The sequence below is a fragment of the Pseudomonas viridiflava genome (assembly GCF_900602065.1).
In the GTDB taxonomy this organism is placed as follows: domain Bacteria; phylum Pseudomonadota; class Gammaproteobacteria; order Pseudomonadales; family Pseudomonadaceae; genus Aquipseudomonas.
In genome coordinates this window covers 312,946-329,423 of record NZ_UWFN01000285.1, presented here as the reverse complement: position 1 = coordinate 329,423, position 16,478 = coordinate 312,946, and the positions used below count along the sequence as shown (strand labels likewise).

Annotated in this window: 12 protein-coding genes; 7 read left to right on the top strand and 5 right to left on the bottom strand. The window is 57.2% G+C overall.

The genetic code is table 11. The features are described 5' to 3' along the window. Positions 1-197 precede the first annotated feature (197 nt). Both EE949_RS19840 and EE949_RS19835 read left to right on the top strand, forming a co-directional pair. A complete protein-coding gene (locus EE949_RS19840; RefSeq protein ID WP_122665843.1) occupies positions 198-2,663 on the top strand; it encodes an EAL domain-containing protein in 2,466 nt (821 codons plus the stop codon). A 63-nt stretch (positions 2,664-2,726) separates the two neighbouring features. Further along, on the top strand, positions 2,727-3,479 hold the full coding sequence (locus EE949_RS19835; RefSeq protein ID WP_430735984.1) for a TenA family transcriptional regulator: 753 nt from the start codon (positions 2,727-2,729) through the stop codon (positions 3,477-3,479). Positions 3,480-3,481: 2 nt separating this feature from the next. Here EE949_RS19835 and EE949_RS19830 read toward each other — a convergent pair whose 3' ends face one another. From EE949_RS19830 to EE949_RS19810, 5 genes are all read right to left on the bottom strand, one after another. Next, on the bottom strand, positions 3,482-4,414 hold the full coding sequence (locus EE949_RS19830; protein WP_122665841.1) for a GGDEF domain-containing protein: 933 nt from the start codon (positions 4,412-4,414) through the stop codon (positions 3,482-3,484). A 213-nt stretch (positions 4,415-4,627) separates the two neighbouring features. After that, positions 4,628-5,368 carry a YciK family oxidoreductase gene (locus tag EE949_RS19825; protein WP_122665840.1) on the bottom strand — a complete coding sequence of 247 codons (741 nt, stop codon included), beginning with the start codon at positions 5,366-5,368 and terminating at the stop codon, positions 4,628-4,630. A gap of 164 nt (positions 5,369-5,532) precedes the next feature. Next, positions 5,533-6,204 carry an N-acetylmuramic acid 6-phosphate phosphatase MupP gene (mupP, locus tag EE949_RS19820; protein WP_122665839.1) on the bottom strand — a complete coding sequence of 224 codons (672 nt, stop codon included), beginning with the start codon at positions 6,202-6,204 and terminating at the stop codon, positions 5,533-5,535. 2 nt (positions 6,205-6,206) lie between these two features. After that, complete coding sequence (gene ubiG, locus EE949_RS19815; RefSeq protein ID WP_122665838.1) at positions 6,207-6,905, bottom strand: bifunctional 2-polyprenyl-6-hydroxyphenol methylase/3-demethylubiquinol 3-O-methyltransferase UbiG; 699 nt, start codon at positions 6,903-6,905, stop codon at positions 6,207-6,209. Between the two features lie 63 nt (positions 6,906-6,968). Further along, positions 6,969-8,300 (bottom strand): TRZ/ATZ family hydrolase, encoded by a 1,332-nt coding sequence (locus EE949_RS19810; protein ID WP_122665837.1) that lies wholly within the window; start codon positions 8,298-8,300, stop codon positions 6,969-6,971. A 121-nt stretch (positions 8,301-8,421) separates the two neighbouring features. Here EE949_RS19810 and mtnA point away from each other — a divergent pair, with 121 nt between their 5' ends. The 5 genes from mtnA (at position 8,422) to hisC (ending at position 16,473) form a co-directional block, all read left to right on the top strand. After that, on the top strand, positions 8,422-9,498 hold the full coding sequence (gene mtnA / locus EE949_RS19805) for an S-methyl-5-thioribose-1-phosphate isomerase (RefSeq protein WP_122665836.1): 1,077 nt from the start codon (positions 8,422-8,424) through the stop codon (positions 9,496-9,498). Between the two features lie 306 nt (positions 9,499-9,804). Beyond that, on the top strand, positions 9,805-12,597 hold the full coding sequence (gyrA, locus tag EE949_RS19800) for a DNA gyrase subunit A (RefSeq protein ID WP_122665835.1): 2,793 nt from the start codon (positions 9,805-9,807) through the stop codon (positions 12,595-12,597). Between the two features lie 260 nt (positions 12,598-12,857). Continuing rightward, complete coding sequence (gene serC / locus EE949_RS19795) at positions 12,858-13,943, top strand: 3-phosphoserine/phosphohydroxythreonine transaminase (protein WP_122665834.1); 1,086 nt, start codon at positions 12,858-12,860, stop codon at positions 13,941-13,943. Beyond that, positions 13,943-15,037, top strand: coding sequence for a prephenate dehydratase (gene pheA / locus EE949_RS19790; RefSeq protein ID WP_122665833.1), 1,095 nt, complete (start codon positions 13,943-13,945; stop codon positions 15,035-15,037). The genes serC and pheA overlap by 1 nt, the downstream gene beginning before the upstream one ends. Positions 15,038-15,360: 323 nt before the next feature. After that, the gene (hisC, locus tag EE949_RS19785) at positions 15,361-16,473 is read left to right on the top strand and encodes a histidinol-phosphate transaminase (RefSeq protein ID WP_122665832.1); all 1,113 of its coding nucleotides are present in this window, start codon (positions 15,361-15,363) and stop codon (positions 16,471-16,473) included. The last annotated feature ends 5 nt before the right edge of the window (positions 16,474-16,478 follow it).

The following is a 16,478-nucleotide window of genomic DNA, read 5'->3' as shown; positions in this document are numbered from 1 at the left end:
ACAGCGCTCGCTCATCTGATTCACACTCGCTTATCCATCTGTATGTGCACTGCCTCGCGATTTCACAATGCGGGGCGGTAGCGTGTTTCAAATTTGATAATTTGCATGACCGGTTTTTTGGATTTGGCCTAGGCTCTGCTCAGGACGAAATAAACGCAGCTTGTTGAGCATCTGGCACCGCTTATGAAAGGGAACCCATGAAGCAAACGCGGATCCTCGAAAAGCCCCGCCTGCTGGGCATCGTATGGCCATTTATCGCCGTTGCGCTGTTTCAGGCCCTGTTGGGCTGCGTCAGCCTTTACATGCTCTCGGCCGTACGCAGTTATGTCGGCGGCGAAAGCCTCTGGTCCAAGGGGCAGAAAGACGCCATCTATTATTTGAATCTCTATGCCAACGGGCACGACGAGATCAATTACCTGCGCTACGAACAGGCCATTTCCATCCCTAAAGGTGGACATACGCTGCGTATCGCGTTGGATAAACCCGTGCCGGATATCGAGACAGCGACAGACGGTATTCTGCAGGGCGGTAATCATCCTGACGATGTGACCGGGATTATCTGGCTGTACGTAAATTTTCGCGAATTTGGCTACATGAAAAAGGCTATCGACCAGTGGCGTCTGGGTGATGAGTACCTGATGCAGCTGGACGATGTCGCGCAGCGGATGCACGAGCAGATTTCATCGGGCGAAGCCACCGATGCCGACATCATTAACTGGCGGGGGCAGATCACTGCAATCAACGAGAGCGTCACGCCGGTAGCGCGTGCATTCAGTGATGCGCTGGGCGAAGGCTCCCGAGGCATTTTGCGGCTGTTGCTGGTGATCAACCTGGCGACGGCGGTGGTGCTGATTATTCTCGCCTTGCTCAGGACTCACAAATTGCTCGCTCAGCGCCATGCCTTTGCCGACGCTCTGCAGGTGGAGAGAGAGCGCGCTCAAGTGACGCTGGAATCCATCGGTGACGGGGTGATTACCACCGATGTTCAAGGTGCCATTGTTTACATGAACCCCGCTGCCGAAAATCTGACCCACTGGAAAAACTCGCAGGCCAGCGGGTTGCCACTCGCCGCGTTGTTCAATCTGCTGGACGAAAATGATCAGAAGGACAGCTCAACCCTCATTGAGCATATTCTGAGCGGCCAGCTCAGTGGTGGCAGTGAGCATTCCAAGTTGATCCAGCGTCTGGACGGTAGCACCGTGTCGGTGGCGCTCGTCGGCTCTCCGATTTTCACCGACGATAAAGTCAGCGGCACGGTGCTGGTGCTGCACGACATGACGCAGGAGCGGCAATACATTGCCAATCTGTCCTGGCAGGCGACACACGATGCGCTCACCGGGTTGGCCAATCGGCGAGAGTTCGAATATCGCCTGGAACAAGCGCTCAATGATCTGGCGCGGCAACCCAGTCAGCACTCTGTGATGTATCTGGATCTCGACCAATTCAAGCTGGTCAATGACACAAGCGGTCATGCGGCAGGTGATGAGTTGTTGCGGCACATCTGCACGATATTGCAACAGGGCTTGCGGGAAGGTGACACCTTGGCCCGGTTAGGTGGGGATGAGTTCGGGATTTTGCTGGAACATTGCCCTCCGGACACCGCGCAAGCCATCGCAGAAACCCTGCGTCAGACGGTTCAGAGCCTGAACTTTGTCTGGAAGGGCAGGCCATTTCAAAGCACCGTCAGCGTCGGGGTGGTGCATATTTCTCATGTTCCCACCACGCTTGAGGCATCGCTGCGCGCTGCAGACATGGCGTGTTATATGGCCAAGGAAAAAGGCCGTAACCGTGTGCAGGTCTACCACGCTGACGATTCTGAAGTGTCGCTGCGTTTTGGTGAGATGGCTTGGGTTCAGCGTTTGCACATGGCGCTGGAGGAGAACCGGTTTTGTCTGTTTTCGCAGCAGATTGCTGCCATTGGTCACCATGGCGCAAATGACAGCGGGCACATAGAAATTTTGCTGCGTTTGCGTGATGAGACAGGCCGCATGATCCTTCCAGAGAATTTCATTCCCGCAGCCGAGCGCTACGGCCTGATGACTTCGCTGGATCGCTGGGTTGTGCACAATGTCTTCAAAATCATTGCGCAATGTCAGGATGATGAAGGCTACAACGGCCCGATGGTGGTCACTGCGATCAATCTTTCAGGGGCGAGTATTGGCGATGAGGCCTTTCTCGGCTATCTGAAACAGCAATTCAAGACCTTCGGTATCTCTCCCTCGCTGATTTGCTTCGAGATCACCGAGACCATTGCGATTGCCAATCTGGGCAGTGCGATTCACTTCATCAACGAGCTCAAGGCTTTGGGCTGCCAGTTTTCCCTTGATGATTTCTGTGCAGGCATGTCTTCGTTTGCCTATCTCAAACATCTGCCGGTGGACTACCTGAAAATCGATGGCAGTTTCGTCAAGGACATGCTCGATAACCCTATCAACCGCGCGATGGTGGAGGTGATCAACCACATCGGGCATGTCATGGGCAAGCGCACGATCGCTGAATTTGTCGAGACACCACAGATCGAAATAGCACTACGTGAGATTGGCGTTGACTTCGCTCAGGGGTATCTGATTGAACGTCCTCAGCTGTTTACGTGTGAAAGCCTTCACGCTCGCCCTTCAAGGGCAGTCCCACTTTTGTTCAGCACGCCAGGAACATTCCGCTAAGCCATTAACTTACTAAAAAGGAGTAACACAGTGATCGATACGTTCAGCAGGACCGGTCCGCTCATGGAAGCCAGCAGTTATCCGGCATGGGCACAGCAGTTGATCAAAGATTGCAGTTTCGCCAAATCCAGAGTCGTCGAGCATGAGCTGTATCAGCGCATGCGAGACGGGCGGTTGAGTCCAAAAATCATGCGCCAGTACTTGATTGGCGGTTGGCCGGTGGTTGAGCAGTTCGCCATTTATATGGCCAATAATCTGGCTAAAACCCGTTTTGCCCGTCATCCGGGTGAAGACATGGCGCGGCGGTGGCTGATGCGCAATATTCGCGTAGAACTCAACCATGCCGACTACTGGGTTCATTGGGCGGAGGCGCACGGTGTCAGCCTTGATGATCTCAAGGCACAGCACGTGTCACCCGAATTGCATGCGCTGAGCCACTGGTGCTGGCACACCAGTTCGTCTGATTCACTGGTTGTAGGTATGGCGGCCACCAATTACGCCATTGAAGGAGCAACGGGTGAGTGGGCAGCGGTGGTTTGCTCGTCCGACGTGTACGCCGACGGCTTTCCTCAGGAGTCACGCAAGCGCGCAATGAAGTGGCTCAAGATGCACGCTCAGTACGACGACGCGCATCCGTGGGAAGCTCTGGAAATCATCTGCACCCTGGCGGGCAATAACCCCAGCGTGCAGCTTCAGACCGAGTTGCGGCAGGCCGTCACCAAGAGCTACGACTACATGTATCTGTTCCTTGAGCATTGCATGCAGCTGGAAAAAGCCAAATCGGTTCGCGCTCGCGTAGCTGAGCTGGAGACCTGATTTTACCCGGCCATTGCCAGGCGGTTGCGCCCTTGTCGTTTGGCGACATACAGCGCGATATCGGCACGCCGCATGAGGCTGTCCGCAGACTCTGCTGGCAACAGCGTCGAACAGCCAAGGCTGATGGTCAGCTCCAGCGAACTGTCCAGGCCTGGATGCCGCAGGCCGTGAGTCGATCGACGCAAGCGCTCACCCATCAAGCCCGCAGCGTCACGATCAGTGTTGGAAAGCACGATCAAAAACTCTTCGCCACCGTAGCGAAAAATCCGGTCGATGTTTCTCAGCTCGCTCTTGATCGCATGGGCGACGGATTTGAGGACGTCGTCGCCTGCTGCGTGACCGTAGGTATCGTTGACGCGTTTGAAGTGATCAATGTCGAGCATCAGTATCGATAGCGGGTGTGAGTGACGCCGGGCAAGCTCGATTTCACGTGTCAGCGTCTGATCCATCGCAATGCGGTTGCCGGTGTCTGTCAGCGGGTCGCGTAACGCACTTTGCATCGCGGCCCGGTAGAGCAGCGCGTTGCGCAGCGGGAACAGCATGCACGTCATGAGAGACTCCAGCGCTGCAAATTCCTGCTCGTTGAAGCGTTTACTCCGTTCGAAAGTAAACAGGCCTACCGACTCGCCTTCATTGCTCAGGTTGTAGCTGACGCTGTGTGGCGCATGTTCACCCAGCTGTAAGTGCAGGTCACTGTCAGCGTATTGGTAGGTCAAGCCATTGACGGGGATCAGGCGTTGAACACCCTGAAAGAACAGGGTCAGGATCCGTTCGGCTTCCAGGCTGGTCTGCAACTGCAGGTTCAGTTGCTGCATCAGCTGTTCCAGATCGACGGGCGGCTGAACGGTCTCCTGAACCTGTCGCTGGTACATGCCCAGGCGTTTCAATTTAGCAGCGTCAAAATCGATGGCGTTAGACGGGGTAGGAGAAATCATGGCTTCATTCCTCAGCGTGCAGTGCTGGATTAGCTGAGTCAGAGCGAAAGTCGTGCCAGTCCTGAAATTTAAATATTATCCTTTAGATTCAAAGGATTGGAGATTCTTGGCGGGGAGATCTGGACTCCTGGTGACATTACCTTGACTTATAGAACTCATTGGTCACCCATCAGCGACGGTTTTCTGTCGTGACGGGTGATGAGGCAGGTGGAATCACTGCGCGTTAAAGGCCTGGCCGTTGACGTCGCTGCTGTCCGGTCCCATCAGGTACAGATAGACGGGCATGATTTCTTCCGGAGTCGGATTGTTCAGCGGGTTCTCTGCAGGGTAAGCCTGTGCACGCATGCTGGTGCGCGTGCCGCCAGGGTTGATGCTGTTGGAGCGTACCGGAGCGACGGTGTCGAGTTCGTCGGCAAGGGTTTGCATCAGGCCTTCGGTTGCGAATTTCGAGATCCCGTAAGCACCCCAGTAAGCCCGGCCCTTACGGCCAACGCTGCTGGAGGTGAACACGACCGAGGCATCCTGAGACAGTTTGAGCAGCGGAAGCAGCGTACTGGTCAGCATGAACATCGCATTGACGTTGACGTGCATGACCCGCATGAAGTTTTCACCGGACAACTGCTCCAGTGGCGTGCGGGGGCCGATGATCGAGGCATTGTGCAGCAGGCCGTCAAGCCAGCCGAACTCGTTTTCGATCATGGCTGCCAGCTCGTCGTATTGATGGGGCAGGGCCGTTTCCAGATTGAAGGGGATAACGGCCGGCTTGGCATGACCAGCGGCTTCGATGTCGTCGTACACCTGAGTCAGGTTGGCTTCGGTTTTGCCCAGAAGCAGCACTGTCGCGCCATGTGCTGCGTAGGTTTTCGCAGCGGCAGCACCAATGCCGCGTCCTGCGCCGGTGACCAGAATGATGCGCCCGGTGAGCAGGTCTGGGCGGGGGGAGTAATCGAACATGGGTTACCTCTTGAAACCGGGTTGTCGGTTTGCGCAAATCCCTGTGGGAGTAGGGCTTGCCCGCGATAAGAGCGCCGCAGACATGAAGTCAATTGCGTCCAGCTTTTTCGCGGGCAAGCCCGGCTCCCACAGGTCCGCGCTTTGCATGCAGTTCTGAAGCGCCTTCAGCAGCTACAAAGCGCGTTATCCAGCACCTTGCGCAGTTCCAGCGGGTGATCCACTACCACGTCTGCGCCCCAATGATCGGGGTTGTCGTTGGGGTGAATGTAACCGTAGCGAACCGCCGCCGTTTTAGTGCCTGCGTCTCGGCCTGATTCGATGTCGCGCAGATCATCCCCTACAAACAGTACGCTTGCCGGATCCAGATCAAGCATCTTGCAGGCAAGGGTCAATGGTTCAGGGTCTGGTTTGCTTTTGGTGACATGATCAGGGCAGATCAGTAAGGCCGAGCGTTGCGAGAGCCCGAGCTGATCCATGATTGGCTGAGCAAAACGTACCGGTTTATTGGTGACGACGCCCCAGATCAGGTTGGCCTTTTCAATATCGGCCAACAGTTCTGCCATGCCGTCGAACAGTTTGCTGTGTACGGCGCAGTCGCGCTGATAGCGCTCCAGAAACTCCAGGCGCAACGCCTCGAACCCTTCAGCGTCAGGCGACATGGCGAATGTCGCGGCAACCATCGCTTTGGCACCGCCGGAAATCTCGTCCCGGATCAGTTTGTCTTCCACTGCCGGGAAACCGCGCTCCGCCAGCATCGCCTGGCAAATGGCGATGAAATCCGGGGCGGTGTCGAGCAGGGTGCCGTCCATGTCGAATAGAACTGCTCTCAAACGCATGTTTACGCCTCCCGGAGCGTCTGGATCATGTAGTTGACGTCTACGTCCGAAGCCAGTTTGTAGTGCTTGGTCAGCGGGTTGTAGGTCAGGCCGATGATGTCTTTGACTTGCAGGCCGGCGGCGCGGCTCCATGCGCCGAGCTCGGACGGGCGGATGAATTTCTTGAAGTCGTGGGTGCCGCGCGGTAGCAGGCCCATGATGTATTCGGCGCCGACGATGGCGAACAGATACGCCTTCGGATTGCGGTTGATGGTCGAGAAAAATACCTGGCCACCGGGTTTAACCATGCGATAGCAGGCGCGAATCACCGACGACGGATCTGGCACGTGCTCAAGCATTTCCAGGCACGTTACAACATCGAACTGCTCGGGCATCTCTTCGGCCAGGTCTTCAGCCGTGATCTGGCGGTACTCGACCTGAACCCCCGATTCCAACTGATGCAATTGGGCGACAGCCAGCGGCGCTTCGCCCATGTCGATGCCGGTTACTGTCGCGCCGCGCAGTGCCATGGCTTCACTGAGAATTCCGCCGCCGCAACCGACGTCCAGAACCTTCTTGCCCGCCAGATTGACGCGCTCGTCGATCCAGTTGACCCGCAACGGGTTGATATCGTGCAGCGGCTTGAATTCGCTGTTGCGGTCCCACCAGCGATGGGCCAGTGCCTCGAATTTGGCGATTTCTGCGTGATCGACGTTGCTCATGGAATGTCCTCTTGAACTCAAAATACGTGCAGCGGGCTGGCGATTGAAAGCGTCAGCCCGGTCTTATTCGGTGTGCCCGGAAATACGCTTGCCCCAGGCCTTGGCGGTGTCGCAGAGCGCCTGCTCATCCATACGTGTCAGGCGGCGATCATCGAGCAGTTGCTTGCCAGCGACCCACACATGGCTGACGCAGTCGCGACCGGTGGCATATATAAGCTGTGAAACCGGATCATAAATCGGTTGGCGAGCCAGGCCGGACAGGTCGAAGGCGACGATGTCGGCAGCCTTGCCGATCTCCAGCGAGCCCACTTCGTCCTGGATACCCAGCGCCCGAGCGCCATTGAGGGTTGCCATACGCAATGCGCGGTGGGCGTCCAGTGCGGCAGCCGAGCCTGCAACGGCTTTGGCCAGCAGTGCGGCGGTTCGGGTTTCTCCGAGCAGGTCCAGATCGTTGTTACTGGCTGCACCGTCAGTGCCTATCGCAACATTGACGCCTGCCTGCCACAGTCGTTCGACCGGGCAAAAGCCGCTGGCCAGTTTCAGGTTCGATTCCGGGCAATGAACGATGCTGGAGTTGCTTTCTACCAGCAACGCCAGGTCGTCATCGTTGATTTGCGTCATGTGGACCGCTTGAAAGCGCGGGCCGAGCATGCCCAGGCGGTTCAGGCGCGCCAAGGGGCGCTCGCCTGTCTGGGCTACAGCTTGCTCGACTTCAAAGGCAGTCTCGTGAACGTGCATCTGGATCATGGCGTCCAGTTCGTCGGCGATGACCCGGATCCTCTCCAGATTCTCGTCGCCGACGGTGTAGGGCGCATGAGGGCCGAACGCGATCTTGATCCGTGGATGGTGAGCCAGATCATTGAACAGTTGCACGCCGATGTGCAGCGCTTCTTCGGTATTGCGTGCGCCGGGAATCTGGAAATCCAGGACCGGCACCGTAATTTGCGCACGGATCCCGCTGTTGTGAACGCGATCAGCCGCCACAGAGGGGTAAAAGTACATGTCTGAAAAGCAGGTGATGCCGCCTTTCAATTGCTCGGCGATCGCCAGGTCGGTGCCATCGCGGATGAAGTCCTCGTCGACCCATTTGCTCTCGGCGGGCCAGATATGGTCCTGCAGCCAGGTCATGAGCGGCAAATCGTCGGCCAGACCACGGAACAAGGTCATTGCGGCATGGCCGTGAGCATTGATCAGCCCTGGGCTGAGCAGCATCTCGGGCAGCTCCAGGGTTTGCAGCGCCGGCTGTTTCAGTGCTTCGGCGCGAGGGCCGATGTACGCGATGCAACCGTCGCGGATGCCCAGCCCATGATCCTTCAGTACCACGCCAGCAGGTTCGACCGGCACCAGCCAGGCGGGCAGGAGCAAGAGGTCGAGCGGGGCAGCGGCGTTAGGCATGACTGGGCTTCCAGGGCTTATTATGGGGACGGAGCAGTATACCCGAGCGTCTTCGTCGACGGCTCGCTATAATCGGCCGCTTTTGATATCCGGCTTGGGTTTTTTGAGTATGGGGTGTGCTATGCGCGATCGATTGTTGGCTGCTGAAAAGGTGAAAGCCATCGATTGGCGGGATGACGCTCTGTATCTGCTGGATCAGCGTATCTTGCCGTTCGAAGAAACATGGCTCGCTTACGACAGCGCGGCCGGGGTTGCCGAGGCAATTCGTTCAATGGTTGTACGGGGTGCACCGGCGATCGGTATCAGCGCCGCTTACGGTGTGGTGCTGGGCGCTCGTGCCCGGATCGCCGCGGGAGGTGACTGGATCGCCACTCTGGAGGAGGATTTCCGGCTGCTGGCGGATTCGCGTCCGACGGCCGTCAACCTGTTCTGGGCGTTGAACCGGATGCGCGATCGGCTGCAGCGCCTCAAAGAGGGAGAGAATCCTCTGGCGACACTGGAAGCCGAAGCTGTCTCGATCCATCTCAGTGACCGTGAAGCCAATCTGACCATGGCTCAACTGGGTGCGGACATGATTCGCAAACATCAGGGCAACCTGCAGGCGGTGCTGACCCACTGCAATACCGGTGCATTGGCCACCGGCGGTTTCGGTACCGCGCTGGGCGTGATTCGCGCCGCGCATCTGGAAGGCATGATCGAGCGCGTCTACGCCGACGAGACCCGCCCCTGGCTGCAAGGCTCCCGTTTGACTGCCTGGGAACTGGCTAACGAAGGTATCCCGGTGACCCTTAATGCCGATTCGGCAGCTGCCCACTTGATGCGCACCAAAGGCATTACCTGGGTCATCGTGGGCGCCGACCGGATCACCGCCAATGGCGACGTTGCCAACAAGATCGGGACCTATCAGCTGGCCGTTGCCGCCATGCATCATGGTGTGCGTTTCATGGTTGTGGCGCCGAGTTCGACGATTGACATGGAGATGGCCAGTGGTGAAGACATTGTCATCGAAGAGCGTGATGGCCGTGAGTTGCTAGAAGTTGGCGGTCAGCGTGTCGGCGCCGATGTCGACGCATTCAACCCGGTGTTCGACGTTACGCCTGCTGACCTGATTGATGTAATCGTTACCGAGAAGGGCATTGTCGAGCGTCCGGACACTGCAAAAATGGCTCAATTGATGTGCCGCAAACGTCTGCATTAATCGTTCGGATGCCCCGTGGAAATTTCGTCGCAGGGGCGCTAAGCGGGCCTGTAAGCGTTTCTCAGCCGTCTTGCGACGGACAAGCTCTTTTTCAGGGCTTTCAAAGGATAGGTGCTTAGCGGCGATTGTGGTAACATCCGGCGGTTTCCAGGGACGCTTGCGGTAGTCGTCCCTACTGCGCAGATCCAGGGCATAACTCGTTGATTTGTCGTAAGTCGTTGCCAGGCAAACGTGCCGGTAACGGCGAGCTTCGTTCCTCCCGAATGGATGTACGAAGTTTCACCAGAAAAAGGAATCGAGCTTCTCATGGGCGAACTGGCCAAAGAAATCCTCCCGGTCAATATCGAAGACGAGCTGAAGCAGTCCTACCTCGACTACGCAATGAGCGTAATCGTCGGGCGGGCACTGCCCGATGCACGCGATGGCTTGAAGCCCGTGCACCGGCGTGTGCTGTTCGCGATGAGCGAACTGGGTAACGACTGGAACAAGCCGTACAAGAAATCCGCCCGTGTGGTCGGTGACGTTATCGGTAAGTATCACCCGCACGGCGACACTGCCGTCTACGACACTATCGTTCGTATGGCGCAGCCATTCTCGCTGCGCTATTTGCTGGTAGATGGTCAGGGTAACTTCGGTTCGGTGGACGGCGACAACGCTGCGGCCATGCGATACACCGAAGTGCGCATGACCAAGCTGGCTCACGAGCTGCTGGCTGACCTGCACAAAGAAACCGTGGACTGGGTGCCGAACTACGACGGCACTGAAATGATCCCTGCGGTCATGCCGACCCGTATTCCCAACCTGTTGGTCAACGGCTCCAGCGGTATCGCCGTGGGCATGGCGACCAACATTCCGCCGCACAACCTGGGTGAAGTCATCGACGGTTGTCTGGCGCTGATCGACAACCCGGAAATTTCCATCGATGAGTTGATGCAGTTCATCCCGGGCCCGGACTTCCCGACTGCCGCGATCATCAATGGTCGTGCCGGTATCGTCGAAGCCTATCGCACCGGTCGTGGCCGCATCTACATGCGTGCCCGCTCGATGGTTGAAGACATCGACAAGGTCGGTGGTCGTCAGCAGATCGTCATCACCGAGCTGCCTTATCAATTGAACAAGGCCCGTCTGATCGAAAAGATCGCCGAGCTGGTTAAAGAGAAGAAGCTCGAAGGTATTACAGAGCTGCGCGACGAGTCCGACAAGGACGGTATGCGCGTCGTGATCGAGCTGCGTCGTGGTGAAGTGCCTGAGGTCATCCTCAACAACCTTTATGCCCAGACCCAGCTGCAAAGCGTTTTCGGTATCAACATCGTTGCGCTGATCGATGGCCGTCCGCGAATCCTCAATCTCAAGGATCTGCTGGAAGCCTTCGTTCGTCACCGTCGCGAAGTGGTTACCCGCCGTACTGTTTTCGAGCTGCGTAAGGCCCGCGAGCGTGGTCATTTGCTCGAAGGTCAAGCGGTAGCCCTGTCGAACATCGATCCGGTTATCGCCCTTATCAAAGCCTCGCCGACACCTGCGGAAGCCAAGATCGGGTTGATTTCGACCCCTTGGGAGTCCAGCGCAGTCGTGGAAATGGTCGAGCGCGCTGGTGCGGATTCATGCCGTCCGGAAAACCTTGATCCACAGTACGGGCTGCGTGACGGCAAGTACTTCCTGTCGCCGGAACAGGCCCAGGCCATTCTCGAATTGCGTCTGCACCGCCTGACCGGTCTTGAGCATGAAAAACTGCTCACCGAGTATCAGGAAATCCTCAGCCAGATCGGGGAACTGTTGCGCATCCTCAACAGCGCCGTGCGTCTGATGGAAGTGATCCGCGAAGAGCTGGAACTGATCCGCGTCGAGTACGGCGATGTTCGTCGCACTGAGATTCTTGATGCGCGTCTGGACCTGACCCTGGGTGACATGATCCCGGAAGAAGAGCGCGTCGTTACGATTTCCCACGGCGGCTATGCCAAGACTCAGCCTCTGGCGGTCTATCAGGCGCAACGTCGCGGCGGTAAAGGCAAGTCGGCTACCGGCATCAAGGATGAGGACTACATTGCTCACCTGCTGGTTGCCAACAGCCACACCACGCTGTTGATGTTCTCCAGCAAGGGCAAGGTTTACTGGCTCAAGACCTACGAGATCCCGGAAGCGTCCCGCGCTGCCCGTGGCCGTCCGTTGGTCAACCTGTTGCCATTGAGCGACGGCGAGTACATCACCACCATGCTGCCGGTCGACCTGGAAGCCATGCGCAAGCGGGCTGACGAGGAGGAAGAGGCTGGCATCGAAGGTGAGCTCGACGACGCAGAGAACAGCAACGAGACCGAAGAAGAGCGTAAAGCACGCATCAAGGCTGCAGACAAGAAGAAGGCTCCATTCATCTTCATGTCTACTGCCAACGGTACCGTGAAGAAAACCCCGCTGGTGGCCTTCAGCCGTCAGCGTAGCGTGGGTCTGATCGCGCTTGAGCTGGACGAAGGCGACATCCTGATTTCGGCAGCCATCACCGATGGTGAGCAGGAAATCATGCTGTTCTCCGACGGCGGAAAGGTAACGCGCTTCAAGGAATCTGACGTTCGCGCCATGGGTCGTACTGCTCGCGGTGTTCGCGGCATGCGTCTGCCAGAAGGGCAGAAGCTGATTTCGATGTTGATCCCGGAAGAAGGCAGCCAGATCCTGACTGCTTCCGAGCGTGGTTACGGTAAGCGTACGGCGATCACCGAGTTCCCTGAGTACAAGCGTGGCGGTCAGGGCGTCATCGCCATGGTCAGCAACGAGCGTAACGGTCGACTGGTCGGCGCGGTGCAGGTGCTCGATGGTGAGGAGATCATGCTGATTTCCGATCAGGGCACACTGGTTCGTACTCGTGTCGATGAAGTTTCCAGTCTGGGTCGTAATACTCAGGGCGTCACGCTGATCAAGTTGGCCAGTGACGAAAAACTGGTCGGCCTGGAACGCGTACAAGAGCCATCGGAAATCGAAGGCGAAGAGCTGGTGATCGGTGAAGACGGTGAAATCATTGAAGGCGAAGCGTTGAGCATTGCTGACGAAGACGTATCTGCCGACGAGCTGCAAGCCGACGCTGCTCCGGACGAAGAAGAACCGCAGGAGTAACGCACAGTCTGCGGGAACGCCGTTTTTTCTGTAGGAGTGAGCTTGCTCGCGATAGCGTCAAGGTAGTCGATGAGTATTTACCGGAATGACGCTATCGCGAGCAAGCTCACTCCTACAGGGATCATGTACATCAAGCAACCTCGTGTTGTTTGACAGAAGTAGCCAAAGGCTGCGAACGGTTCTGAACTGTGTCGCGGCCTTTGCCATCTTCGACTCCAAATGACCAAGCCTGAGAAAATCAGAGCGTAGTGAGAGTGGATATGAGCAAGCGAGCCTTTAACTTCTGCGCAGGTCCTGCTGCGCTTCCTGAAGCTGTTCTGCTGCGTGCCCAGGCGGAACTACTGGACTGGCATGGCAAAGGCCTGTCCGTCATGGAAATGAGCCATCGCAGTGATGAGTTCACCTCCATCGCCAACAAGGCTGAGCAGGATCTGCGAGACCTGCTGACGATTCCCTCGAACTACAAAGTGCTGTTTCTGCAGGGTGGTGCGAGCCAGCAGTTCGCCCAGATTGCTTTGAATCTTCTGCCGGAAAACGGCTCTGCCGACTATATCGACACCGGTATCTGGTCGCAGAAGGCTATCGAAGAAGCTTCGCGTTACGGTCATGTGAATGTGGCTGCTAGCGCCAAGCCCTACGATTACTTCGCTATCCCGGGTCAGAACGAGTGGAAGCTGTCCAAGGATGCTGCCTACGTTCATTACGCCCCGAACGAAACCATCGGTGGCCTGGAATTCGACTGGATTCCAGAAACCGGTGATGTACCCCTCGTAGCTGACATGTCTTCGGACATTCTCTCTCGTCCGGTGGACGTTTCGCGCTTCGGCATGATCTACGCAGGTGCCCAGAAAAACATCGGGCCAAGCGGTATCGTCGTCGTGATCATTCGCGAAGACCTGTTGGGCCGCGCTCGTTCGCTATGCCCGACCATGCTTAATTACAAGGTCGCAGCCGATAACGGCTCGATGTACAACACGCCGCCGACCCTGGCCTGGTACCTCTCCGGTCTGGTCTTCGAATGGCTGAAAGAGCAGGGTGGCGTTGAGGCCATCGGCAAGCTCAACGAAGTCAAAAAGCGCACGCTTTACGATTTCATCGACGGCAGTGGTTTGTACAGCAACCCGATCAACAAGTCTGATCGCTCGTGGATGAACGTGCCGTTCCGTCTTGCTGATGATCGGCTGGACAAGCCGTTTTTGGCGGGCGCTGACGATCGCGGGCTGCTCAACCTCAAAGGTCACCGTTCGGTCGGTGGCATGCGTGCCTCTATCTATAATGCCGTGGACATCAACGCGATCAATGCGCTGGTGGCTTACATGGCAGAGTTCGAGAAGGAACACGGCTAATGTCCGAGCAAGAACTCAAGGCGCTGCGCGTCCGCATCGACAGCCTGGACGAAAAGGTCCTGGAGCTGATCAGTGAGCGCGCACGCTGCGCCCAGGAAGTGGCGCGGGTCAAAATGGCCAATCTGGCTGAAGGCGAAGTGCCGGTGTTTTACCGTCCTGAGCGTGAAGCCCAGGTGCTCAAACGTGTTATGGAGCGCAATCGCGGGCCGTTGAGCAACGAAGAAATGGCGCGCCTGTTTCGCGAAATAATGTCTTCGTGCCTGGCACTGGAGCAACCGCTGAAGGTTGCTTACCTTGGGCCTGAAGGCACTTTCACCCAGGCTGCCGCCATCAAGCATTTCGGCAACGCAGTCATCAGCCTGCCGATGGCCGCTATCGATGAAGTATTTCGCGAGGTTGCGGCGGGTGCGGTGAACTTTGGTGTCGTCCCGGTAGAAAACTCCACCGAAGGTGCGGTCAACCACACGCTGGACAGCTTCCTTGAGCATGACATGGTGATCTGTGGCGAAGTCGAGCTGCGCATCCACCATCATCTGCTGATCGGCGAAAACACCAAGACTGAAAGCATCAGCCGTATCTATTCCCACGCCCAGTCGTTGGCCCAGTGCCGCAAATGGCTGGATGCGCATTACCCGAATGTCGAGCGGATCGCGGTCGCCAGCAATGCCGAAGCTGCCAAGCGGGTCAAAAGTGAGTGGAACTCTGCGGCCATTGCCGGTGATATGAGCGCGAGCCTTTATGGCCTGACACGTATCGCAGAGAAAATTGAAGATCGTCCGGACAACTCTACCCGGTTCCTGATCATCGGCAGTCAGGAAGTCCCGCCGACGGGTGACGACAAAACTTCGATCATTGTCTCGATGAGCAACAAACCGGGCGCTCTGCACGAGCTGCTGGTGCCTTTCCATGAGAACGGCCTGGATCTGACGCGTATCGAGACCCGACCTTCGCGCAGTGGCAAGTGGACCTATGTGTTCTTCATCGACTTTGTGGGGCACCACCGGGATCCATTGGTCAAAGCGGTGCTGGAGCGGATCAGTCAGGAAGCGGTGGCGCTCAAGGTGCTGGGTTCCTACCCGAAAGCGGTTCTCTGAGGATTGAGCCGATACCTGCAGGAGCTCACGAGCAACGCGAGGCATCGATAGCGGTTCCCTCGGTGAGCTCCTACAGGGTTTGGGTCAACTCAGAAGATTGCATTTTGTTAACAGCAGCGGCCCTTTATCTCTGACATTGCGCTGTCGCGCGGCGAATAATGGACCTGTAGGAGCGACCGGGGTGGCGCTCCACCGAGCAACGCGAGTCTGCGATAGCGGTGTATCAGACAGGACGCCATCGCTGCCTCGCGGTGCTCGTGAGCTCCTACAGATAATTGTTCCAATTCAGTAGATTGCATTTGTTGATAAGAGGTTAGCGACACATGACTGGCGACTTCCTCGCACTGGCTCAGCCGGGTGTGCAAAAACTTTCGCCTTATGTTCCAGGCAAGCCTGTGAGCGAACTGGCACGCGAGTTGGGCATCGATCCGGCAAAGATCATCAAGCTGGCCAGTAACGAAAATCCATTGGGTCCCAGTCCGAAGGCGCTGGCTGCGATTCGTGACGAGTTGGCAGAACTGACCCGTTACCCGGACGGCAATGGCTTCGAGCTGAAAAAGCGCCTTGCAGAACGTTGTGGTGTGCAGATCGAGCAAGTGACATTGGGTAACGGCTCCAATGACATCCTTGAGTTGGTCGCTCGCGCATACCTGGCGCCGGGCCTGAATGCGGTATTCAGCGAATTCGCTTTCGCGGTTTATCCGATTGTCACCCAGGCCATTGGCGCGACGGCTCGCGTCACGCCAGCCAGGGATTGGGGGCATGATTTGCCCGCGATGCTGGCGGCTATCGATGCCGATACCCGCGTGGTATTCATTGCCAATCCGAACAACCCGACCGGTACCTGGTTTGGTTCGCAGGCATTGAGTGAGTTCCTAGCTGCCGTGCCGGAGCATGTGCTGGTGGTGCTGGACGAGGCTTACATCGAATATGCCCACGGTGCCGACTTGCCCGATGGTCTCGATTACCTGGCTGACTATCCGAATCTGCTGGTCTCTCGCACGTTTTCCAAAGCCTACGGGCTCGCCTCGTTGCGAGTCGGTTACGCCTTGTCGTCCCTGGTAGTCGCGGACGTGCTTAATCGGGTTCGACAACCGTTCAACGTCAACAGCTTTGCGCTGGCCGCAGCATGCGCTGCGCTGGACGACGTCGAGTACGTGACCAAGAGTCGCCAGTTGAACGAAGTCGGTATGGAGCAGATTGAGGGTGGCTTGCGTTTGCTCGGGTTGAACTGGATTCCATCCAAAGGCAATTTCATTGCCGTCGATCTTGGGCGTGAAAGCGCTCCGGTTTATCAGGGTCTGCTGCGCGAGGGGGTGATTGTTCGCCCGGTCGCCGGTTATGGCATGCCTAATCATTTGCGTGTGAGTATCGGTTTGTTGGAAGAAAACACTCGTTTCCTCGAGGCGCTGGCCAAGGTTCTGGCGCGTGATTGATGTCA